We start from the raw sequence: 20,957 nt of genomic DNA, 5'->3' as shown, positions 1-20,957 counted from the left end.
TCAGTCTGGAATCACTTTGCCGGGATTCATAATCCCTTTGGGATCGATCAACGCCTTGATTCCCCGCATCAGTTCAACCGCCTCACCGTGCTCTTCCGGTAAATACTTGCGTTTCCCCACACCGACCCCGTGTTCTCCAGTGCAGGTTCCACCCCGCTCCAGGGCATAGCGCACAATCGCGGCATTCACTTCTTCCGCCCGGGCGATGTCTCCGGGGTCGTCAGCATCCACAGCGAACCCGGCGTGATAATTGCCATCCCCCACGTGTCCGAGAATAAATCCATCCATCCCCCGACTCTCCATCAACTCCCGGGCCGCATGCAAGGCACCTGGCAGATGAGAAATGGGGACACAGACATCGGTGGTCATCAACTTTTTCCCCGGAGCCATTGCCATCAGCGCCAAGGCCGCGTGATGGCGGGCCTCCCAAAGCTTAACCACCGCCTCGGGGTCGTGTTCATAGACAAAGGTCTGGCAACCCTCACTATTCACCAACTCTTCAGCCAGTCGGATATCTTCTTCCACCGCCTTGCGCCCGCCGCTGAATTCGAGAAACAGGGTCGGACTTTCCAGGTAATCGGTGCCTTTGAAGCGATTCACCGCCACGATGGTCTTGGCATCCACCAGCTCCACCCGCCCCACCGTCATCCCCGATCCAATCAGCGCCACCGCCGCCCGTCCGGCCGACTCGACGTCCGGAAACACGGCCCTGGCCGCCGCCGTGTGCTCCGGGATGCCGTGGACGCGCACAATCACCTCGGTAATCACGCCCAAGGTTCCTTCCGAGCCGACGAACAACCCAGTTAAATAATACCCTGCCGAAGACTTGACCGACAGTCCCCCGGTGTGAATGATCCGCCCGTCCGGAAGCACCACCTCCAGGCCCAGCACCTGTCCCCGCATCGCCCCGTAGCGCACCGCGTTGGTTCCACTGGCGTTGGTGGCGGCCATGCCACCGAGGGTGGCATCCGCCCCGGGGTCAACGGGGAAAAATAATCCGTGGCTCCGCAAGGCCTGGTTGAGTTGGCTTCGGGTGACCCCCGGTTGGACGCGGGCGAGAAAGTCCTGGGGCCGGATCTCCAGAATTTGATTCATCCGGCTCAAATCCAACGTGATGCCGCCCCGAACGGGGATGACGTGCCCTTCCAGGCTGCTGCCGACCCCAAAGGGCACCACAGGAATCCCGTTTTCATTGGCAAATCGTACAATGCGGCTCACCTCCTGGGTGTCGGTGGGAAATACCACCGCTTCCGGAAGATGGGGGGCGTGATAGGTCAGATCGTGACTATGGTGCTCTAAGATCGTTTCGTTCACCGTGACTCGGTCCGGGTCAGCCAGCAGGGCGCGCAGGTCATGGATCGCGCCGGATACGTTCATCCACCGTTTCACTCCTTTGAGTTAGCGAGAATCGGAACAATGATGCATTTTCTGCTAAAGTCTGTGCGATTCGGACTCGACTTTTAGTATTTCATAGAATCATGATACCGCATCGCCCCCGGAATCGGCAAAACCTCTGAACCGGGCTCTGGCTGACCGCCCGGACTTGCCTTTTTCCGGCCCAAACATCTATCATGGGAAGAGGATTTGATCGGATGCAACGGGTGATCATTGCGGAGGGAGTTTGTGACGATGACCGACGGCAGTGTACGTGTGAGATTCGCCCCGAGTCCCACCGGGGCCTTGCATCTCGGGGGGGTTCGCACGGCGTTGTTGAACTGGCTGTTCGCCCGACACACCGGGGGGCGGATGGTGTTGCGCATCGACGATACGGATTTGGCCCGCTCCTCCGAAGCTCACTTGCGCCAGATTCTGGAAGGTTTTCGGTGGCTCGGGCTCTCTTTGGACGAAGGGATCGAGGAGGGCGGAGCATTTGGTCCTTATCGACAGTCCCAAAGGCTGGAGATCTACCGGCGACATCTGGACCACTTGATCCGGCGGAGTCTTGCGTATCCCTGTTATTGTTCTGCCGAGGAGTTGAAGGCATCCCGGGAGTCCGCCCTAAAGGAAGGGCGAACGCCGCGGTACCCGGGGACCTGCCGGCACCTAACGCCCGGGGAGCGAGCTGCCCGGGAGGCGGCCGGCCAGCGGCCGGTGTACCGCCTACGGGTCGATCGGGATCAGTCGGTGGTCGTCGACGACCTCGTCCGGGGGCGAGTGGAATTCGCGCCAGATCAACTGGACGATTTTGTTATTTTCAAGAGCGACGGGTGGCCTACGTATCATTTTGCCACGGTGGTGGACGATCTGGAGATGGGGATCACCCATGTGATCCGGGCAGAAGAGCACCTGTCAAACACGCCGCGCCACGTGGTGCTATTTCAACTTTTAGGCGGTCGAGTGCCGGCCTTTGCCCACGTGCCCATGATCCTGGCCCCGGATCGGACCAAATTGAGCAAGCGCCACGGGGCCACGTCGGTGGATGAATTTCGCAGCCTCGGGTTTCTTCCCCAAGCTTTGGTGAATTACTGCCTGCTTCTGGGCTGGTCCCCCGGGGACGAGGAAGAGATCATCAGTTTGGACAAGGCGGTGGCGCGCTTTTCCATCGATCGGATCGTGAAACACGCGGCCATCTACGACCTTCGCAAACTGGAATGGATCAACGGCCACTATCTTCGGACAATGCCCTTGGATAAAGTGTGGGAGTATGCTCGACCATTTTTTGAGGAGGCGGGCTTCGTTTCACCGAAGGCCACCGAGGCCGAACTCCAGGCCGCTCTAGCCCGCCTGGATGCGGTGCGCGAGCGGGTGCACACGTTGGTCGAGGCGGTGGATGCGGTCTCGTATTTTTACCGGCCGGTTACCGAGTACGATCCTAAAGGAGTGCGTAAATATTTGCAGCGGCCGGAGACGGCCGATCTGTTGCAAGAGGCCCGCAAGGTCTTAGAAGGGGCTGAATCGTGGGATGCGGCGACACTGGAGACCCTTTACCGCGATCTCATTGCTAACCGGGGAATCAAGGGCGGAGAGTTGATCCACCCGACCCGCCTCGCTTTGACCGGGCGAACGGTGGGACCGGGATTGTTTGAGGTGATGGCACTGTTGGGACGGGAGGCAACCCTTGACCGTCTCGCCCAAGCCATTCAATATCTTCGAGATCAAACGACCCCTTCCACCACCCCAACCGGGCTTTAATTGTGAAGACCGGGGTCGTGCCGCAGAGGGACGCCGTCCCTGTGGCACGACCCTTCTCTGATAGGAAGAGAGCAGTGATACACGTACAAAATTCGTTGTGCTCCAGGGGTTGACGAAAACAGGATCCGGAGATTATAATGAAGGACGTGTCAAGCACAGTGCGGGATGGTGCAATGGTAGCACGCCTGACTCTGGATCAGGTAGTCTAGGTTCGAGTCCTAGTCCCGCAGCCACCCGAGGCCCTATCGTCTAGTGGTTTAGGACGCCGCCCTCTCACGGCGGTAACATGGGTTCGAATCCCATTAGGGTCACCACCTCGGGCCGTTAGCTCAATTGGTAGAGCACCCGACTCTTAATCGGATGGTTGGGGGTTCGATTCCCTCACGGCCCACCACTCATCGCGAGAGCCGCTAAAACAATGAGATTTCCCCTCAAACGTCGATTTACTTTTCTCCCTTGCGCCTTGGACAATTGCACAGGTCGAGTGTGGTTGACACGCCCGTGCTCGACACACACGACTCGCCCGTATGTTTCACTCCGATTGATTGATGGAAGCGTCTCATGGCATAATGAACGAGATGAACCTCGTGGATAGTGTTGAGGTCCCACGTCTTCTGAGGATGTGGGTTTTTATATGCGATTCAACGCTTTCAGCTCCCCGCGCTTCCTGGAGGGCCCATGTCGACACTGATTCGAGATGAACGGCTCGAAGAATCTCATTCCCAAGATCTACAGAACCGCCGCGCATTCTGGTCGATTACACTGGCGGTAGGTGCCGCGACCACAAGCCAGGGAATGCTCATCCCCCTACTGGCCGCTCTAGATCCACAGGGCACCGGCAACGCTCTGGAAGCAGCCCGAGGAACTGCGACAGGGGCGGCAGCCACGGTCACCATTTATGCCGGGCTGCTCTTTTCCATGCTGTTCATGGAGCGTGTGGCCCGCCGGATCGGATTTCAGAGAACAGTGTGCGCCGGTCTCGGGGCCGCCGCACTGTCTGCCCTCTTGTTTCCGATGTTCCAAGTGGCTTCAGTTTGGTTGGTTCTGCGGTTTGTCCTGGGAACGGCGCTTGGAGCTGTCCATTACGGCACCCAAACTTGGTTAGGACTTTTGACGGCTCCCGCCCGCAGGGGGAGGCAAATGGCACTGTACGGGTTCTCCACGGGAGTTGGGTTCGCCGTGGGGCCCCTCGGGATCAACACCCTCCTGTGGGGAGAGCCCGTCCCATTCTTGTTCGCGGCTGGCGTCTTGTTGGCGGCTGCGGTACCCATCCTTCGCATCCATGATGTGCGCCGGGATCCACTTCCTCGGGCATCGTCTTTGGTGAGCGGGCCCGACCGCTTGTCCCGCGCGTTTGACTTGTACCGCTCAGCCCTGCCCGCCTTGACGTTGCCCTTTGCCTTCGGATTCATGGAGTCCGCTTTTAACGCAGATCTCCCGTTGTATGCAGCCTCCCGGGGATGGAGCTTGTCCGGGGTCTCTTTGGCGCTGTCGTTATTCGTGATCGGCAGCTTAATCTTTCAAATGCCCCTCGGCTGGTGGAGTGACCGGTTCGGCCGGGGTAAGACGCTCATCGCTTGCAGTGCCCTGGGCGCCGTCCTGTTCATCGCCACCGCCTCCGCGTCTTCGACGCTGGGGTTCTCCCTGGGGTTTGGCCTGGCCGGTGCCGCCGCCGGCTCGCTGTTCAGCCTGAGCCTGGCATACCTTCAGGATCTTGTCGACGGGCGGGAGCTCCCACGGGCCAATCGGTTGGCCGTCATGCATTTTGGCGCCGGTATGGTCGCCGGGCCCATGGGCGGAACCTTCGTCATAAGTATATTCGGCCCAGACGCACTCTTTTGGATCGTCGCTGGGCTATTTTTACTCTACACAGGCGGGGCAACCTTATGGTCCCGTCGGCATCGAAACAAGAAACCTGCTCGACAGCGCCAGAGTTAATCCCTCGGATCCAAGGCCACCCTTACACGGGCTCTGCTTCTTCCCTGGTGCTCGACTGCACCGTGACTTCCGGATCCTTCTGCCCAAACACGCCTTCCCAACGAGCCACCACCGTCGAGGAAAAAACATGGCCCATGACATTCACCGCCGTCCGCGCCATGTCGATCACCCGATCGACCCCCAGGATCAGCGCCACCCCTTCTGCGGGCAAACCCACCGCCGTCGCCGTGGCCAACAAAATCACCATGGACGACGAGGGAACCGCGGCCACCCCTTTGCTGGTCACGATGAAGAACATTTCGGGCCAGGGAACGGCTGATCTCCGCCTCGCGGATTGGAATCGTCTGCGCTCGGAGCACCGTTTCCCTTGGGCAATTCTTTCAATTTTACCTTCATCTTTTGGGAAAAGACGTGGTGTTATTTACTGGAGACCCGCGAATGATCGACCTTTTACAGCGCTTTGGACCTGGTGATGTGATGGTGGGCATTGGGTTCTCCCGTTACGCCCACTGGACGGTGGAACACCTGCGGTACGCAAAAAAAGAGGAACGTGGATCATGGCGATAACGGATTATCCTTCGTCTCCCCTCGCGCCTCTGGCCGACGAGTCTTTTTTCACGCCCACAGGCATTCCCTCCCACATGGACTCTTTCGTCGCGCCCCTATCCTTTCTGACGGGATTACTCCGCGCTGTGTCAAATCGCCTACCCAAACAGACAGCGGAAATTCTGCACGAGATGGAGGATCTTTGGGAGCAGTTCGGAATCTACGAGCCTCCTTCATCGGTATAGATCGAGCAGCCGATTCCGGCGGCCGTATTCGATCAATTCTCGCACCGTGGAGACGCCCAGCTTGCGCATCATGTTTGCTTTATGGTTTTCCACCGTTTTCACGCTGATGTTCAGTTCCTTGGCCACTTCCCGATTTTGATATCCCCGGGCGAGAAACACCAGCACCTCCCGCTCCCGCTCCGTCAGGATGACGGCGTCCTCGTCGCAGTTCTCCGGCTCGGGGCGCTGTTTCATCTCGTCCACGATCTCCTTCGGCAATTCGCTCTCAAACCAATAATCACCGTTCATCACTTGGCGGATCGCTTGAATCAGATTTTCCCCGGCGGTTTGTTTCAGGAGGAAGCCTTCCACCCCGTTGCGCAACAACCGGCAAAGGTACACGTCTTCGTCATACATCGTTAAAACGATCACTTTGACCTCGGGAAACTGATCTTTGATCTCCTCGGCGGCCGCGATCCCGTCCAAACCCTGGGGCATGGAAAGATCCATCAGAACCACGTGAGGCTTTAACGCCAACACCTTCTGGACTGCCTCCCGGCCGTCCGCCGCCTCGCCCACCACCTCCATGTCCGGCTGGGTGGACAACATGAACGCGATGCCCCGGCGTACAATGGAATGGTCGTCGACAATGAGTACCCGGATCCGCCGCTCAATCACCATCCATCCCCCCTGAGAGGCACTGTACATTGCACCGTCGTTCCTCGCCCCAGTTCGGAGGTCAGCCAGAATACCCCGCCCAATACCTGGGCCCGCTCCCGCATATGGCGAATACCGAGGCCTTCCGCGGCGGGCAGCCTCAAACCCTTGCCATTGTCCGCCACCTGCACGAGAAGCCGGTGGTCATCTTCCATCAGTTTCACATCCAGTTTGGTGCAATCGGCGTGTTTCACCGCATTCACCGTGGCCTCCTGAATGATTCGATACACATTCAGTTCAAGGTCCGGGGCATACCGCCGATCGTCCGGAATGTTGGTGTCAAAATCGCATCGTAAAGTGTGGCTCGACCATTGACGGCAGAAGGCCCGGACCGTGGGCACGATCCCCAGCAGATCCAACGTAGCGGGATGCAGGCTTCGGGACACGGCTTTGACGTCTTCCATGACTTCCTGGAGAGTTTCCGCCACGTTATGGCAGTACTTGGCCAGCTCCGGATCCGTGAGCCGCATTCGGATGCCGTGAGTCGCGAGATAAGCGCTAAACAGCTTTTGTGAAACGTTGTCGTGCAGCTCCCGGGCAATGCGTCGCCTCTCTGCTTCCTGAGCTGCAATCGTCTCCCGGAGTAGCAGCTGGGAAAGCCTCCACTTGTGATCCTCCTCTTTGGGCAAGACCGTACGGATCAGAAGGACCAGACGGCCTCCTTCCCCCGGATCGGACATCGGCGCCAAACTCATCTGAAAAGACCGATGTTTCCCTCGGTAGACGGCCATTTCCGACTCAAAATATGGGAGGGACTGGTTCTGGGCAAGCAGACATCGCTCCTCCCCGGGCAGCACCGACCGCGCCGTGCAATAGGCGCAATACGGAGCCCGCTCTCCAACCCGCCATCCCGTCAACGCCTCGGCGGCTGGGTTCATGTAATGAATCGTGCGATCCCGATCCATGACGATAACGCCTTCTTTCATGCCGTCCACCAATGCGCGAAACGGATCTTCGGCCATCCTCCGCCCTCCTCTGCCGCTCATCCCCATTGTGCCCAGCATACAGAAAGAGTGCAAGGCAGAAAAACTTTCTGCTCTGCACTCCTTTGGGTTCGGCCCGCCTTGCGGCCGAGGGAATGACAAACTCCAGCAGGTTTCCTTGTCCCCGGACTCGGGCCGGCGGGCCCGGGGAAAAACGATCAAGAAGCGGCGGCGTGATGAGCCGCACACCGATTGGGACCCATCTCCAGTTCGTCCGCCCGGGCCGCGTCAACCTGGAAGTCCCCCCGGTTAATGGCCAGGACGTCCAGATAGTTCGGCGGTTTCAGGGCGCTGTCCGACTCCACCACCATTTCAATGAAACGCTGGCGGTCGGTCACATGCATCATTTCGTTTCGGCTCCGGATATTGCCGAGGGTATCGGCCACGACCCCTTTGTCGTTCAGTTCGGCAAAGCTGGCGTAATGGGAAGGCAAGACGATCACATCATCGGCAAGCGCCGCCACCTTGCCGAATACCGTATCATAAAGATCTTCCGCCCATTCCCTGGCCTTGCCGCCCAAATCCGGCCGCCCGAGTCCGCCGACAAAGATCGTGTCCCCGGACAGGAGATATTTCCGGTTGACAAAGAAGGAGAGGCTTCCAGGGGTGTGCCCCGGCGTTTTCACCACCAGGACCTCCACTTCGATATTCCCGGATTGCAATTTTTCATATTTCTCGAGGGGCTCAAAACGGACCTTCGAGCCTTCGGAAGAGTTCAGGTAATACGTCGCCCCGGTTCGAGCCGCCAGCTCCGGGCCGGTGGAAATGTGATCGGCGTGCATATGGGAATCCAGAATATGCCGGATCGTTACTCCGTATTTCTCTGCCAACTCGGTGTAAAGATTAACATTGCGCAGTGGCTCCACCACCACCGCCTCGCCTTTCGAGAACATGAAATAGGACAGACAGCCTTTGCCAACCCGATTAATCTGCAAAAGTGTCCAATCCGCCTCTTCCACCACCGGCACGACGTGATAGGTATTCCCCCAAGCCGCCATGCCTCCCTGCACGTAAACAGCCCGGTATCCCCGGCGGTCGAGGACGTCCGCCACATAGGCGGAGGATCCTTGATGAGCGCAGATCACCACGAGATCCTTGTCCTTTGGAACCTGGGAGACCGCTTTGTCTTCATCTTCCATGAAGTCAAAGTAGGGAACATTGATGGATTGTACATTCGGACCTTCGATTTTCCAGTTTGAATATTCATCAGTATTCCGAACATCCAGGAGAAATATCGGTTCTCCCTGTTCGATTCGTCGATACAATTCATCGGTGCTGATGGAGAAAACCATGGGCAACCCTCCCTGGAGAGCTTCGATTGGCTTCAGTGTAGCAGCTCCCGGTCAAAGTTCTCTATCAGGGAATTTCCCTAATTGTGTCTGCCTTTTGTCCTTTCGGTGAAATGAGGGGATTCCCCTATTATCGCTTCGTTTCTTTTTCGATACGATAAAGACACACGCGTTACATTTTTGTGAACGGGAGGCTGAAGGATGGCGCAGCAAGCAGTTGTGATCGATGCCCGAGGGGCGTTTTGTCCGGGACCGTTGATGGAGTTAATCAAGAAATCGAAACACACCACCTCCGGTGAAGTGGTGGAGTTGTGGAGCAATGACAAGGGATCCCTCAAAGACGTACCGCAGTGGGCAGAAAAGATGGGGCACACATTTTTGGGAAGTGAAGAGGTGAACGATCCGACGGGCACTTACTGGCGCATTCGAGTCCAGATGAAATAGAAGGCGCCGCCAGGGTGCACGGACTGGGAAAGGCTTGAAGTCCATAGGACGCAGGAGGTGCACAGGATGAAAGAGGTTGTTATCGTGGGCGGTGGCACTGCGGGAACGATGCTCGCCAACCGCTTAGCCCGGGATGCGGCCCCGGAGATTGCCGGCGGAGAACTCCGGGTCACGGTCATCAGCAACAAAGAAGAGCACCTGTATCAACCGGGACTGCTGTATATTCCGTTCCGTTTAAAAAAGCCGGAAGAACTCATGCGTAAAGTCAAAGAGGTCTTGCATCCCTCGGTGAGGCTGATTTTTGGCGAGGCGGTGCACATCGACGCGGAGCGCAAAGTGGTCACCACCGACGGTGGACAGCGCTTTCCCTATGATTACGCCGTCATCGCCACCGGGTCTCATCCTGAGCCCGACCAGATTCCAGGGTTGCTGGAGGCGGGGCACATTTTCTATACGGTGGACGGGGCGCTGAAGCTTCAACAGGCCATGGACACCTTCCAGGGCGGGAAAGTGGTCATTGCAGTCGGACTTCCGCACAAGTGCCCGGTGGCACCCCTGGAGTTCACGATGATGTTCGAAGACTGGGCCCGCAAAAAAGGAATCCGGGACAAAACGGACATTACCTACTGTTATCCCCTCGCCCGACCCTATGGCACCGAGTCGGTGGCGAACATGGCCCAGCGGGAGTTTGAATCCCGAGGCGTGCATATCGAGACCTTCTTCCTGATGGAGGAAGTGGACACGAAGAAAAAGGAACTCGTCTCCATCGACGGACGGCGCATCCCGTTCGACCTGTTGGTTGTCATCCCGCCTCATAAAGGGTCGACCTTCTCCCAGAAGAGCGGGTTCTCCGACGAGGAAGGCTGGATGCCCACCGACCGCAACCGTCTGAATCTGGCGGATCAGACGGACATTTTCGTCATCGGTGACGCCACCAACTTGCCCATTTCGAAAGCAGGGTCTGTGGCCCATTTCGAATCGGAGATTCTGGCCGCCAATCTGGTGGACCGGATCCGGGGCGGACCCGGCGAGCGGCTGTATCACGGTAAAGTGTTCTGCTTTATCGAAACCGGCCTGGATAAGGCCACCTATATCGCCTTTGATTATGCCAACCCGCCCAACCCCGTCACGCCGTCGAAACCTGTTCATTGGGCGAAGTTGTCGTACAATAATATGCATTGGGTCAACTTGCAGGGGATTATGTGAGGCGGAAGGAGGAAGCACAGGTGGAAGCGCAACTGGATCAGCCGACCCGCTCCCTGGCCGAACTCCAACTGACCGAAGACCGCGTGGCAGCCCTCGAAGGGCTGTTGGCCAAACTGGGCACCCTGGACACGGCGTTAACCCTGGCCCATATGGCGGCGGACGCAATGACCGATGAAACCATCGATCACATGACCGAGAAGGTCGAAAAGGCGTCAGTGTTACTCGACGTCCTATCCGATCCCCGCCTCCCGGGATTGCTGGACAAACTCCTGGCGGCCTCGGAATCCTTGGGGAGGGTGCTGGACCGCGTCGTGCAGATGGAAAAAAACGGTTCTCTCAACAAACTGCTCGACTTGGCAGAAACGGCGGGAATTCTCACCGACGCCATGACCGAACCAACTTTGGAGTTGATCACGCAAAAGATGCTCCGGGGAGTGGAAACGATCGACCGAGTGGAAACCTCCCTGAACCTTGCCTTGGAAGAAGACGCCCGAACTCCGGCGGCCCGAATCGGCGCCATGGGTCTTTTGGGAATGCTGAAAGAGCCGGAGATGCAAAAGGGTATTCGGGTCATGCGTTTGTTCCTCAAGCACTGGTTTGCAGCCTCATCGAAAGTATAAGAAGATCATCAAAGGAGATTCAATCGACCGGCCCGGCCTTGTCAGCGGGGGCCCGGGCCGATTCACGTCCATGCCACAGGTGGTCCAAGCCCCCGTCGATCACCACCACCGCCCCGTTGACGTAGCGCGAATTGTCAGATGTTCATCCAAATGGCCCAACATTTTCATTATAAATGGCTGCGGTTGGCAAATACAACCATCCGCCCACACTTCCACACCGTCTTCATCGTACCCTGATCGAAAAGACACTTTGGCAAGGGAGGCGGTTTGCGTCATGTGGCCACCCATGCGTTGGATGGGCTCCCCGTTCCCGTGGACGATTCTAAGACCTACTTTTCCCGAGATTCCGGGTTATCAAATATCCGATGGAGAAAAAACGATGGAGTTGATCGTGCAAACCCCCGCTTGGTGTGATCCGGATGCAGTCGAAATCCGAGTGGAACCGGAGATGGTGTATCTTCAGGCGCGAACGTATAACCAGGTAGAACGGGATCAGCCCCCTCTCTTTCATCGTCGGACCCAGAGTTGGAGCCACCGGATCCACCTTCCCCATCCGGTGATTCCTTCGCTCACACAGCGCCGTTCTGAAGGTCGGACCGTGCATCTGCTCCTGCACAAAGCCCAGTGAAAAGAGCAGATTATCGGGACCGATGGTCGTTCACGAAATTCTCATCATCTATTCACACATTTTTTTTGCAAGGGACAACTCGACCTGATGATGAAGCCTAGACATGTGGAATGGATCCGCCCGACGAACCGTTCATCGGAGGTAAGTGCCCATGTCTTCCGCCTGTGCCGGGGCGGCCTCGCCCCGACGGAAGTCCGCCTCCCGCCGGATTCTCTCCACCGCCTCCCGGGTCAGGGCACGCTCAAAACTTCGAAAAGCGGTGAGCTCAAACCCGTGCTTTTTGGCAAGTTCAGCGATCTCCCGAACCCGGTCGACGGTGAGGTTTCTGCCCAAAGAAAAGTGTTCCAGCCGCCCCTCCATGGCCAAGACCATGGTTTCCGCCATGCACGCGTACACCGTATCCGCCGGCAAACCCAGGTCCAAAGTCCCCGGGTAGCCGCCCGGCACTTTGACCAAACCTCCGTCGATCACAAGAACATCCGGACGATAATCCGCCACTTGACGGGACACATCCCTGGGACGGGCCACGTCGCAAACCACCGCACCCGGAAGCAGATCCTGGGGCTGAACCACCGCTTCCAACGCGCTGGAACAGGTGATCACCAGCGGCGCCCGGGATAAGATGCGGCGCACATCATGATCCATCTCAATGCTGCCCTCCAAACCCCGTTGGCGAAAATACTGCAGAAACTCGCCCGCCTTGCGATCGTCCCGCACATGGGCGAACACCTTCCGACCCCGGGAGGCAAGGATCTCCACCGACACCCTCCCCACGGCCCCCGTGGCGCCGAGCACCACCCACCCCGCCCGGTCCGGATCCCAGCCCATCCACCGCGCCCCCACGTCCGCCGCTTCCAACGCTGTGGCCACGGTGTAGGAATTCCCGGTCGTCACCGCGATGGGCAGTCTGCGGGCTAAACTGACCCCGGCGTCCCCGGCGACGGCGGTGAACGCCCCCAACCCCAACACTTTGGCGCCCAGTCGGACCGCCTTTTTCCCGGCCGCAAGGAGTTTCCGGTAGACCACGGGCCAAGGCAGCTCCAAAAGTTGCTGGGAGGTCAGCGGTGTGCCCACCAGCCACCCCGACGTCTTCACTCCTTGCGCCCCCGTCACCTCATCGATGCGATCGGCGACCAGTGGCGGCAGGTGACGCAGTAACCGGTCCAGGGTCGGGTCGGGCAAAGCGGCCAGGGCAGGAAGTTTGCGTGCGATGTCCCGGCGGTCAAAGGGGTGAATCAAGAAAGCGAATCGATGTTCCATCTTCTGCGGCCTCCACACGGATTTTCAGATTCCGAAGCAGCCCTGCCATGCTTTGCCGGAGTTTCAGCCCCGCTACGGGGTGAAGCATAATCGCGAGTCCGGGAAGGCCGATCTCGAATTCGCACCGAAACTCGGCCATCGATCCTAGGCCCTCAGAAGCCACTTTCCAGTGGCCGGAAAAGCGTTTCAAATCCCCTTCCAATTGTTCAAAAACGATGCGTCCGCCCTCTTTCTCCCTCACCCACACATCCCGCTCCGTCCACCCAAGGGGAGTCCCTCCGATCTTCGCCTCCCATCGACTGATGGTCCAATCTTCACCCCGTTCCAAGATCACCACTTTGGTCAAATCCGGGACAAATTCGGGGTATCGCTCAAAATTCGCCACCCAGTCAAAAACCTCATGCCAAGGCCCTGCGAACGACTCCCTCACCTGAACCACCGGCATTTCCATCCCCCTCCTTCCCCGCGTTTCGAGCCGTCTCTCTTGATTCGCCTCCCCTTGTCGAGTCCGGGCCAAGGACCTGCCGATCGGGTTCCCACCCCGTCCCTTCAAGTTCCCCTGGGCCTAGCTGCCCGTACCAATAGCCGAGCACCGCATCCCACGCTTCCAGCACCTGGATCAACAAGCCGCGATCAATCGTCAACGATGGCTCCACCCGAACCACCCGGTACTCATTCAAGGTAAACGCCGTGAGAACACCCTTCTCCACCAACCCGCTCATGACGAGTCCTCCCCGGGCCTCATCGACAAATTCAACGCCGAGCAAGAGTCCTTCTCCGCGCACCTCCCGGATCCAGCCCGGATACCGTTTGGCCATCTCCTCAAACTCGCCTTTCAGCCATCGTCCCGTCTCTGCCGCCGCCCTGGGCAGATCCTCCCGTTGCAGCCAATCCAGGGTCGCAAGTCCCGCCGCGGCTGCCAGGGGATTCCCCCCAAAGGTGGAAGTATGAATCAAAGGATCTTCCCAGAAAGCCCGGGCCGCCTCCGGCCGGGCAATGAAACAGCCGATGGGCATCACCCCACCCCCGAGGGCCTTGGCCAGACACATCACGTCGGGTACCACGCCCTCCCGTTGCGCCGCGAACGGCATCCCCGTCCTCCCAAAACCCGTCTGCACCTCATCCAGGATCAACAGCGCCCCGGCGCGGTCGCAGATCTCCCTGGCGGCCGTCAGATAGCCCCGGGGCGCCGGATGAACCCCGCCCTCCCCTTGAATCGGCTCGAGGATCACCGCGGCCGTCTGCTGGGACACCGCCCTTTTTAGCGCCTCCACATCCCCGAACGGCACCAACGTCACACCGGGAAGCAAAGGATGAAAGGGGGCTCGATACCGCTGTCGGCCGGACACCGAAAGCGCCCCAAAAGTTTTCCCATGAAACCCCCCTTCCGCCGCGACAAACCCCGGGCGCCCCGTCACTGCCCTGGCCAATTTTAGAGCCCCTTCCACCGCCTCCGCGCCACTGTTGCAAAAAAAGCTGTACTGCAAATCCCCCGGAGTCCACCCAGCCAGGGCCTCGGCCAGCTCTCCCGCAGGACGGCCGGGCATCACTTTCGACGAGAGGGCCATCCGGTCCATCTGCCGGCGCACCGCCTCCAGCACTGGGCGCGGACAGTGTCCGAAGGGCAGCGATCCATATCCAGATACGCAGTCGATATAGCGCTTCCCGTCCTCGTCATAAACGACACTTCCTTCCCCTCGCAGCTCCCCGGCGGACAACCCCATTAAGTGGTACAACTTCGCCAGGCCGGGATTGATATACGAATCATACAGGTCCTTGACAGCCACCGAGTTCACCATCCTCTTCACCTCCACGGCTTTAGCTTCCCCCATGCCAAATTCTTCATGCTCCTCCCCTTGAGATTGTTCCACTGCCTCGCGTCCGGGTATGAATCGGAGAATCCCGGGGAATGGTGAAAGCGATGGGACCATTATCCGGAAAGGGGGGCCGGCGGTGAGGTTTTGGCCAGGGAAGAAAAGGCAGAGGTTTAGGCCCGCAACGGGATGGCGGCACGACATCATGCCTGAAGAGTTTCCGGAAGGCCCTTACGGAATGGCGGATAATCAGGAGTTTACACTGGGAAAATCCACGCCTTGGGAGGAAGGGCAACGCGTGGTTTCCCGATTCCGGGATGAAAACCCGGCTTTTTCCGACCGCATGAATCCCGACGACAACGAGATGCCGGACCTGACGTGAACCATCGAGGGATCTCGCGGTAACAATGCCTTTGGAGACGGATAACAGAAAAGACGCAGAGAGTCGGGCATGGATCCCGGCACTCTGCGTCTTTTTATAACGGCGGCATTCCCCGTTTAGTCTTCCATCGTCGAGAGATCCCCTGTGGGCAGACCCAATTCCCAAGCTTTCAGCACCCTGCGCATGATCTTTCCGCTCCGGGTCTTGGGAAGTTTGTCCCGGAACTCGATCTCCCTCGGCGCCGCGTGAGCAGCCAAGCCATTTTTCACAAAGTCCCGGATCTCCTGCTTGAGTTCCTCCGAGGGTTCATATCCCTGGCGCAGCGCGATAAACGCCTTGATGATCTCACCCCGCACAGGATCGGGTTTCCCGATCACCCCGGCTTCCGCCACCGCCGGGTGTTCCACCAATTTACTTTCTACTTCAAAGGGACCGACCCGCTCCCCGGAGGTGTTGATCACATCGTCGACCCGCCCCTGGAACCAAAAATATCCGTCTTCATCCCGGTAAGCCGAATCCCCCGAGATGTACCAGCCTTCTAAGCGAAAATACTCCTGATACTTCGCCGGGTTATTCCAGATCGCCCGCATCATGGAGGGCCATCCCCGGCGAATGGCCAAGTTGCCCATCTGGTACGGAGGGAGTTCCCGACCTTCGTCATCCACGATGGCCGCGTCGATTCCCGGAAACGGTTTGCCCATCGATCCCGGCTTTATATCCATGCACGGATAGTTGCAGATCAGTTGAGCCCCCGTCTCGGTCATCCACCAGGTGTCGTGAATCCGACGGCCATAGACCTTCAATCCCCACCTGACGACCTCGGGGTTCAGCGGCTCACCCACAGACAGAATGTGACGCACCGATGACAGATCATACTGCCGCACCAACTCCTCCCCCGCTCCCATGAGCATGCGCAAAGCGGTGGGGGCCGTGTACCACACCGTCACCCGATGATCTTGGAGAGTTTTATACCAGTCTCCTTGACTGAACCGACCCCCGCGCACAACGTTGGTCACGCCGTTGAGCCACGGGGCGAAAATCCCGTAAGAGGTTCCGGTCACCCACCCGGGGTCCGCCGTACACCAATAGATATCCTCGGGGTGCAGATCGAGAACCCACAGTCCCGTGATATAGTGTTGAATCATCGCATTATGGACGTGCAGCACACCTTTGGGTTTACCCGTGGAGCCGGACGTATAGTGAAGAACCAACCCGTCCTCCCGATCCACCCACTCGATGGCCAGTTCTTGGGAAGCCTCCTCCATCAGCGCTTCAAACGATTGCTCCTTGGGACCCGGGGTCCCCGTGAGTCCTTGCACCACCACGTGTTCGAGGTGAGGCAGATCCTGAACCGGGATCCGACCTTTTAAACTTTCGTTCGTAACCACCACTTTTGCCTGACTGTCCTGCAGGCGATCCCGAACCGCCGCTTCCATGAAGGCCTCGAACAGCGGACCGACAATTGCCCCCACCTTCAATGCCCCGAGGAAGGCCACATAGAGCTCAGGGCTTCGCGACATGAAAATAAATACCCGATCGCCCTTTTTAACCCCGAGCTTTCGCAGGGCGTTGCCAAACCGGTTGGACAAATCCCTCAGCTGGCGAAAGGTGTAGGATTCGTTTCGCTGGGCATCACTGTACAAAAGCGCCACTTTGTCGCCTCGTCCCTCGTCCACGTGGCGATCGATGCATTCGTAAGCGGCATTCACCTTTCCCGTCCGGTGCCACGTAAACCGGGGTTCCACGTCTTCCCATCGAAATGTGCGCCGGGCTTCTTCATAATCTTTGAGATTAAAATCACCGTTAACTACCGGGATGCGTTCGTTGTGATCCAAAGGTTTATCCATGCCGCTCTCCCCCAATTCAGCAAAAATCAAGCATTACTCTACACAATGCTAATTTTAGCACCAGGTATTTGTCAGTCGCAACTCGAAACATTGTCGTCTTTTCATAGAATGTTTTTGGTTCCTTCTTTTGGCCCTCTTTAGCTCTTTCAGCGGTTCAAGTATAATGGCGGCAAAGTCCGACGACGATGGAGGTCCCTCGATGGCCGAGTCCCAGAACCGCACCGGCAGTGCGGTTGATCCTCATCAATCGAAGCAATATCACAGCAAAGTGATCTCCGGAGAAGACGGCGTTCTCATCGTCGAAGGTCCAGTGCAGGCGCCGACGCTTCGCTCCTTAGTATTTCACCAAGGGCTCAAAGCTTTTCGCCCGGCGGATCGCCAGCAACAGGCTTTGATTCGGATTGCCGAACTGCCCGAAGGCCGGATCATCACGGCCCGCCGATCCCAACTCGTCGTGGGCTATGTCACCTTTCTTTACCCGGATCCTTTGGAACGATGGGCAGAGGGGAATATGGACGATTTGTTGGAGTTGGGCGCCGTGGAAGTCGCCGCTCCTTATCGCCACTCCGGATTGGCCAAAGCCCTCCTTGAGGTGGCCTTCCGGGATCCGGCTATGGAAAACTACATCGTTATTTCCACCGAATACTACTGGCATTGGGATTTAGAAGGAACCGGTTTAGACATCTGGGAGTATCGAGACGTGATGAAAAAAGTCATGGGGAGCGCCGGCATGGAGGTCTACCCCACTGATGACCCAGAAATTGCGGCCCATCCCGCCAATATGCTCATGGCGCGGATCGGGAATCGGGTGCCCCCAGAGTCGGTAGAAAGATTTCACCGCCTGCGCTTTACCTTGCCACCCCATTAAGGAGAGATGTTCGATGCTTGTCGAGCAGATCATGACCCGGAACGTCGTGACGGTGACTCCCGAAACGGCCCTCACCGATGCCTTGCAACTCACCCGACTTCGGCGCATTCGCCACCTTCCGGTTGTAGAAAACGAGCGACTCGTCGGCATTGTGTCCGACCGGGACATGCGGGACGTTTGCCCTTCCATTCTCGACCCGGACTGGGAAGTCAAAGTTCGGGGCCTTCGCATTGAAGCATGTATGAAGCGAGACGTTGTCACCGTAGAGCCCTGGAATTTTATCGAAGACGCCGCCGCCGAAATGTATCGTCGCAAAGTGAGCTGCCTTCCGGTTCTCGATCAAAACCGCGTCGTGGGCATTCTTACGGAAAGGGACATTTTGCACACCCTGCTCGGCATGATGGGCGTGTTGGAACCCTCTAGCCGCATTGAGGTGGAACTGCCCAATCGCCCGGGCGGTCTCGCCGATGTGGCCGACGTTCTTCGGGCCAGGCGGATCAATGCCTCCTCGGTCTTGATATTTCCCGGGAAAACTCCCGATACCCGCTATCTCGTGCTCCGGGTACAAACGATGGATCCCCGGCGCATCATCGACGACATCAAAGCCGCGGGATATCGGGTGCTGGGACCTTTTTCAGACGGGGGCCGGGGAGAATGAAAGACCGCGCCGTCATCGTCTACAGTCCGGAAGTCCTCCGCTATCGATTCGGCCCCGAGCATCCCTTCGATCCCCTGCGCCTGCGCATGACCTGGGATCTCATGCAGGAATCGGGACTCCTGCGCCCGGAACACGTTCGAGCCCCTCAGTCGGCCACTGAGGAAGAACTGGCTTTGGTTCACGATCGGCATTACATCGAGGCCGTGAAACGAGCGGGACAGGGTGACGAACCGCCCGTGCCCCCCGGTGGGGGGGAACCGTCCTGGGAATCCTTCGGCCTGGGTACCGAGGATACCCCGATTTTTCCAGATATGCACGAAGCATCCTCTTTGATCGCCGGGGGGACGCTCATGGCAGCCCGACTGGTGATGGAAGGAAAGGCTGAGCACGTCTTCAGTCTGGCTGGCGGCCTTCACCACGCCCAGCGCCATATGGCATCCGGGTTTTGTGTGTACAATGACATCGGCGTGGCCATCGCATGGCTAAGAAAGGAATTCGATGCCCGGGTGGCTTATATCGACACGGATGCTCATCACGGAGACGGGGTGCAGTGGCTGTTTTATGACGACCCGGGCGTTCTCACCATCTCTTTTCACGAGACAGGAAAATATCTTTATCCAGGAACTGGAGATATTCATGAACGGGGTACCGGAGCCGGATACGGCTATTCGGTCAACGTACCCTTGGAGCCCTTCACCGAGGATGACTCCTGGCTCGAACTGCTTCACCAAGCTCTTCCGATTCTGATCAGTCGGTTTGAGCCCGATATTATCATCAGTCAGAACGGCTGCGATGGACATCACCTCGACCCCTTGACCCACCTTTCGGCCACCACCCGTCTCTATCGAGAGATTCCGAAATTGGTCCACCAACTCGCCCACGAGGCATGCAATGGGCGCTGGGTGGCAGTGGGTGGGGGAGGATATGAAATTTGGCGAGTCGTACCCCGGGCTTGGACGTTGCTCTGGGCGGAACTCTCCCATCAACCCATTCCAGAAGTAATTCCCGACCGGTGGCTGGAGCGATGGAGCCCTTATTCTCCAGATCTCCTGCCGGACCGCTTTATTGATGCCCCAGGCGCTTTTCCCCCCATCCCCCGCCGGGTGGAAATCGAAAACCGGAACCGCATCACTCTCCGCAGAGCTTTGATGGGAACGCCGTTTTATACATAAGGGATGGATCTGAAAAGAGCCGCCTTGGCCGGTGGGCACCGACCAAAGCGGCCCTTTTTGTTCCCCGGGGCGATGCCGCCCCGGGAATTGCACCCGCAGAGGCAAGCCTCAGCGCGTTGCCACCCTTTCGGCGACAGGCGGAAGGTATCCCGCTTCCCGCAGGGCGTCCATGAGCTGGCCGAACTGTTCGAGATTGATCTGCTGTTTCGCATCCGATAATGCCACACTGGGTTCGGGATGCACTTCCACCATGATCCCGTCCGCCCCCGCCGCCAAAGCGGCCTTCGCCACAGGTATCATAATGTCCTTCCGGCCGGTGGAATGACTGATATCGACAAAGACCGGCAGATGACTCTCCTGCTTCAGGATCGGCACCGCCGAAATATCCAGGGTATTGCGGGTCGCCTTTTCATAGGTGCGGATGCCCCTTTCGCAAAGAATGATCTGATCATTCCCCCGGGACATAATGTACTCCGCGGCAAACAACAGCTCCTCGATGGTCGCGGAAAGTCCCCGCTTGAGCAGGACTGGCGTCCGCACAGACCCCGCCGCCTTCAAGAGCTCGAAATTCTGCATATTACGAGCCCCGATCTGGATGATGTCCACATATTGCGTGGCCATCTCAATGTCGGCCGGATTGACGATCTCGCTGACCGCCACCATGCCGTACTTGTCGGCAGTTTCCCGCAACATCACCAATCCTTCCCGGCCGAGTCCCTGAAAATCATACGGAGACGTCCGGGGCTTGTAGGCTCCGCCCCGCATCACCACAATACCCTGGGCCCGCAGTCCCTGGCCCACCGTCTCCATCTGCTCCCGGGTCTCCACCGAACAGGGGCCCGCCACCACGATGGGATGACCGTTGCCGATGCGGACACCCTTGACTTCCACCACGGTGTCTTCGGCCCGACGCTTCCGGCTCACCAAGAGATGCATCTTCTCTTCTTCCTGCAATTGCAAGGACGCTTGGAAAATCTGTTTAAACAAGTGCCGAATGGTGCTGTCGTCAAAGGGACCGGGGTTGGCCGACACAATGCGGTCCAGCATCTCCTTTTCCCGCAAAGGATCAAACCGCTGAACTCCCTGGGCCTGTTTCACCCGACCAATCCGCTGCACGATGTCCGCCCGCCGACTGAGGAGCCGCAACAGGTCCATATTGATCTCGTCCAGCTGCGTTCGCAGCTGTTCCATGGTTTCTCCTTTCATCGCCAGTACCCTCCTTGCGATCT

At 58.3% G+C, this 20,957-nt stretch carries 20 protein-coding genes, 3 tRNA genes and 1 pseudogene; 14 read left to right on the top strand and 10 right to left on the bottom strand.

From position 1 onward, the window contains the following. Positions 1-1,377, bottom strand: a complete 1,377-nt coding sequence (locus BTUS_RS03110; RefSeq protein ID WP_013074669.1) for an FAD-binding oxidoreductase — start codon at positions 1,375-1,377, stop codon at positions 1-3. A 252-nt stretch (positions 1,378-1,629) separates the two neighbouring features. Between BTUS_RS03110 and gltX the strand changes: the two genes are divergently transcribed. The 5 genes from gltX (at position 1,630) to BTUS_RS03085 (ending at position 5,070) form a co-directional block, all read left to right on the top strand. Continuing rightward, positions 1,630-3,132 (top strand): glutamate--tRNA ligase, encoded by a 1,503-nt coding sequence (gltX, locus tag BTUS_RS03105; RefSeq protein ID WP_041303651.1) that lies wholly within the window; start codon positions 1,630-1,632, stop codon positions 3,130-3,132. Between the two features lie 159 nt (positions 3,133-3,291). Further along, positions 3,292-3,365, top strand: a tRNA-Gln gene (locus BTUS_RS03100). 5 nt (positions 3,366-3,370) lie between these two features. Further along, a tRNA-Glu gene (locus BTUS_RS03095) sits at positions 3,371-3,446 on the top strand. 4 nt (positions 3,447-3,450) lie between these two features. Then, positions 3,451-3,526 (top strand) — tRNA-Lys (locus BTUS_RS03090). Positions 3,527-3,810: 284 nt separating this feature from the next. After that, positions 3,811-5,070 carry an MFS transporter gene (locus BTUS_RS03085; protein ID WP_013074667.1) on the top strand — a complete coding sequence of 420 codons (1,260 nt, stop codon included), beginning with the start codon at positions 3,811-3,813 and terminating at the stop codon, positions 5,068-5,070. Positions 5,071-5,092: 22 nt separating this feature from the next. Here the strand turns inward: BTUS_RS03085 and BTUS_RS03080 are convergent. Continuing rightward, positions 5,093-5,356: pseudogene (locus tag BTUS_RS03080) on the bottom strand (cation:dicarboxylate symporter family transporter); the annotation flags it as partial. Positions 5,357-5,385: 29 nt separating this feature from the next. Here BTUS_RS03080 and BTUS_RS17840 point away from each other — a divergent pair. Beyond that, a complete protein-coding gene (locus BTUS_RS17840; RefSeq protein ID WP_123809213.1) occupies positions 5,386-5,637 on the top strand; it encodes a MurR/RpiR family transcriptional regulator in 252 nt (83 codons plus the stop codon). Between the two features lie 212 nt (positions 5,638-5,849). Here the strand turns inward: BTUS_RS17840 and BTUS_RS03070 are convergent, their stop codons facing one another. The 3 genes from BTUS_RS03070 to BTUS_RS03060 form a co-directional block, all read right to left on the bottom strand. Further along, positions 5,850-6,518, bottom strand: a complete 669-nt coding sequence (locus BTUS_RS03070) for a response regulator (RefSeq protein ID WP_169307931.1) — start codon at positions 6,516-6,518, stop codon at positions 5,850-5,852. Continuing rightward, on the bottom strand, positions 6,515-7,519 hold the full coding sequence (locus BTUS_RS03065) for a histidine kinase (protein WP_013074665.1): 1,005 nt from the start codon (positions 7,517-7,519) through the stop codon (positions 6,515-6,517). Before BTUS_RS03065 ends, BTUS_RS03070 begins: the two co-directional genes overlap by 4 nt. 179 nt (positions 7,520-7,698) lie before the next feature. Further along, a complete protein-coding gene (locus BTUS_RS03060) occupies positions 7,699-8,832 on the bottom strand; it encodes an MBL fold metallo-hydrolase (RefSeq protein WP_013074664.1) in 1,134 nt (377 codons plus the stop codon). Positions 8,833-9,030: 198 nt separating this feature from the next. Between BTUS_RS03060 and BTUS_RS03055 the strand changes: the two genes are divergently transcribed. The 4 genes from BTUS_RS03055 (at position 9,031) to BTUS_RS03040 (ending at position 11,727) form a co-directional block, all read left to right on the top strand. Further along, entirely contained in the window at positions 9,031-9,273 is a 243-nt protein-coding gene (locus tag BTUS_RS03055) for a sulfurtransferase TusA family protein (RefSeq protein WP_013074663.1), read from the top strand. 66 nt (positions 9,274-9,339) lie between these two features. Then, on the top strand, positions 9,340-10,479 hold the full coding sequence (locus BTUS_RS03050; RefSeq protein WP_013074662.1) for an NAD(P)/FAD-dependent oxidoreductase: 1,140 nt from the start codon (positions 9,340-9,342) through the stop codon (positions 10,477-10,479). A gap of 20 nt (positions 10,480-10,499) precedes the next feature. Next, positions 10,500-11,099, top strand: a complete 600-nt coding sequence (locus tag BTUS_RS03045; protein ID WP_013074661.1) for a DUF1641 domain-containing protein — start codon at positions 10,500-10,502, stop codon at positions 11,097-11,099. A 379-nt stretch (positions 11,100-11,478) separates the two neighbouring features. Beyond that, the gene (locus BTUS_RS03040; protein WP_041303646.1) at positions 11,479-11,727 is read left to right on the top strand and encodes an Hsp20/alpha crystallin family protein; all 249 of its coding nucleotides are present in this window, start codon (positions 11,479-11,481) and stop codon (positions 11,725-11,727) included. Between the two features lie 132 nt (positions 11,728-11,859). On the opposite strand, the gene BTUS_RS03035 is transcribed toward BTUS_RS03040, so the two are convergent. From BTUS_RS03035 to BTUS_RS03025, 3 genes are read right to left on the bottom strand one after another with little or no spacing between them, the layout of a single operon-like run. Then, positions 11,860-12,987 carry an NmrA family NAD(P)-binding protein gene (locus BTUS_RS03035; RefSeq protein ID WP_013074659.1) on the bottom strand — a complete coding sequence of 376 codons (1,128 nt, stop codon included), beginning with the start codon at positions 12,985-12,987 and terminating at the stop codon, positions 11,860-11,862. Beyond that, entirely contained in the window at positions 12,950-13,432 is a 483-nt protein-coding gene (locus tag BTUS_RS17300; protein ID WP_013074658.1) for a type II toxin-antitoxin system RatA family toxin, read from the bottom strand. Before BTUS_RS17300 ends, BTUS_RS03035 begins: the two co-directional genes overlap by 38 nt. Beyond that, a complete protein-coding gene (locus BTUS_RS03025; protein WP_245543355.1) occupies positions 13,386-14,858 on the bottom strand; it encodes an aspartate aminotransferase family protein in 1,473 nt (490 codons plus the stop codon). Before BTUS_RS03025 ends, BTUS_RS17300 begins: the two co-directional genes overlap by 47 nt. Before the next feature lie 148 nt (positions 14,859-15,006). Here BTUS_RS03025 and BTUS_RS17835 point away from each other — a divergent pair, with 148 nt between their 5' ends. Further along, positions 15,007-15,183: a hypothetical protein gene (locus BTUS_RS17835; RefSeq protein WP_169307915.1), complete on the top strand. Its 177-nt coding sequence runs from the start codon at positions 15,007-15,009 to the stop codon at positions 15,181-15,183. Positions 15,184-15,299: 116 nt separating this feature from the next. On the opposite strand, the gene acsA is transcribed toward BTUS_RS17835, so the two are convergent. Next, a complete protein-coding gene (gene acsA, locus BTUS_RS03015; RefSeq protein WP_013074655.1) occupies positions 15,300-17,030 on the bottom strand; it encodes an acetate--CoA ligase in 1,731 nt (576 codons plus the stop codon). Positions 17,031-17,229: 199 nt separating this feature from the next. Here acsA and BTUS_RS03010 point away from each other — a divergent pair, with 199 nt between their 5' ends. From BTUS_RS03010 to BTUS_RS03000, 3 genes are read left to right on the top strand one after another with little or no spacing between them, the layout of a single operon-like run. Further along, entirely contained in the window at positions 17,230-17,898 is a 669-nt protein-coding gene (locus BTUS_RS03010) for a GNAT family N-acetyltransferase (protein ID WP_013074654.1), read from the top strand. Between the two features lie 13 nt (positions 17,899-17,911). Then, complete coding sequence (locus BTUS_RS03005) at positions 17,912-18,556, top strand: acetoin utilization AcuB family protein (protein WP_013074653.1); 645 nt, start codon at positions 17,912-17,914, stop codon at positions 18,554-18,556. Continuing rightward, the gene (locus BTUS_RS03000; RefSeq protein WP_013074652.1) at positions 18,553-19,728 is read left to right on the top strand and encodes an acetoin utilization protein AcuC; all 1,176 of its coding nucleotides are present in this window, start codon (positions 18,553-18,555) and stop codon (positions 19,726-19,728) included. The genes BTUS_RS03005 and BTUS_RS03000 overlap by 4 nt, the downstream gene beginning before the upstream one ends. 108 nt (positions 19,729-19,836) lie before the next feature. On the opposite strand, the gene BTUS_RS02995 is transcribed toward BTUS_RS03000, so the two are convergent. Then, on the bottom strand, positions 19,837-20,934 hold the full coding sequence (locus BTUS_RS02995) for a bifunctional 3-deoxy-7-phosphoheptulonate synthase/chorismate mutase (protein ID WP_013074651.1): 1,098 nt from the start codon (positions 20,932-20,934) through the stop codon (positions 19,837-19,839). Positions 20,935-20,957: the final 23 nt, after the last annotated feature.

Origin of the sequence: Kyrpidia tusciae DSM 2912, from assembly GCF_000092905.1 — a bacterium.
GTDB classification, from domain to species: domain Bacteria; phylum Bacillota; class Bacilli; order Kyrpidiales; family Kyrpidiaceae; genus Kyrpidia; species Kyrpidia tusciae.
This window is presented reverse-complemented; position numbering and strand designations above follow the sequence as displayed.

Bases quoted from the DNA above. Each gene is read 5' to 3' on its own strand.
- BTUS_RS17835 (WP_169307915.1), top strand. From the start codon at position 15,007: ATGCCTGAAGAGTTTCCGGAAGGCCCTTACGGAATGGCGGATAATCAG.
- BTUS_RS03040 (WP_041303646.1), top strand. From the start codon at position 11,479: ATGGAGTTGATCGTGCAAACCCCCGCTTGGTGTGATCCGGATGCAGTC.
- acsA (WP_013074655.1), bottom strand. From the start codon at position 17,030: ATGGATAAACCTTTGGATCACAACGAACGCATCCCGGTAGTTAACGGT.
- BTUS_RS17300 (WP_013074658.1), bottom strand. From the start codon at position 13,432: ATGCCGGTGGTTCAGGTGAGGGAGTCGTTCGCAGGGCCTTGGCATGAG.
- BTUS_RS03000 (WP_013074652.1), top strand. From the start codon at position 18,553: ATGAAAGACCGCGCCGTCATCGTCTACAGTCCGGAAGTCCTCCGCTAT.
- BTUS_RS03110 (WP_013074669.1), bottom strand. From the start codon at position 1,377: ATGAACGTATCCGGCGCGATCCATGACCTGCGCGCCCTGCTGGCTGAC.
- BTUS_RS03055 (WP_013074663.1), top strand. From the start codon at position 9,031: ATGGCGCAGCAAGCAGTTGTGATCGATGCCCGAGGGGCGTTTTGTCCG.
- BTUS_RS03085 (WP_013074667.1), top strand. From the start codon at position 3,811: ATGTCGACACTGATTCGAGATGAACGGCTCGAAGAATCTCATTCCCAA.
- BTUS_RS03065 (WP_013074665.1), bottom strand. From the start codon at position 7,519: ATGGCCGAAGATCCGTTTCGCGCATTGGTGGACGGCATGAAAGAAGGC.
- BTUS_RS03005 (WP_013074653.1), top strand. From the start codon at position 17,912: ATGCTTGTCGAGCAGATCATGACCCGGAACGTCGTGACGGTGACTCCC.
- BTUS_RS02995 (WP_013074651.1), bottom strand. From the start codon at position 20,934: ATGAAAGGAGAAACCATGGAACAGCTGCGAACGCAGCTGGACGAGATC.
- gltX (WP_041303651.1), top strand. From the start codon at position 1,630: ATGACCGACGGCAGTGTACGTGTGAGATTCGCCCCGAGTCCCACCGGG.
- BTUS_RS03010 (WP_013074654.1), top strand. From the start codon at position 17,230: ATGGCCGAGTCCCAGAACCGCACCGGCAGTGCGGTTGATCCTCATCAA.
- BTUS_RS03060 (WP_013074664.1), bottom strand. From the start codon at position 8,832: ATGGTTTTCTCCATCAGCACCGATGAATTGTATCGACGAATCGAACAG.
- BTUS_RS03035 (WP_013074659.1), bottom strand. From the start codon at position 12,987: ATGGAACATCGATTCGCTTTCTTGATTCACCCCTTTGACCGCCGGGAC.
- BTUS_RS03050 (WP_013074662.1), top strand. From the start codon at position 9,340: ATGAAAGAGGTTGTTATCGTGGGCGGTGGCACTGCGGGAACGATGCTC.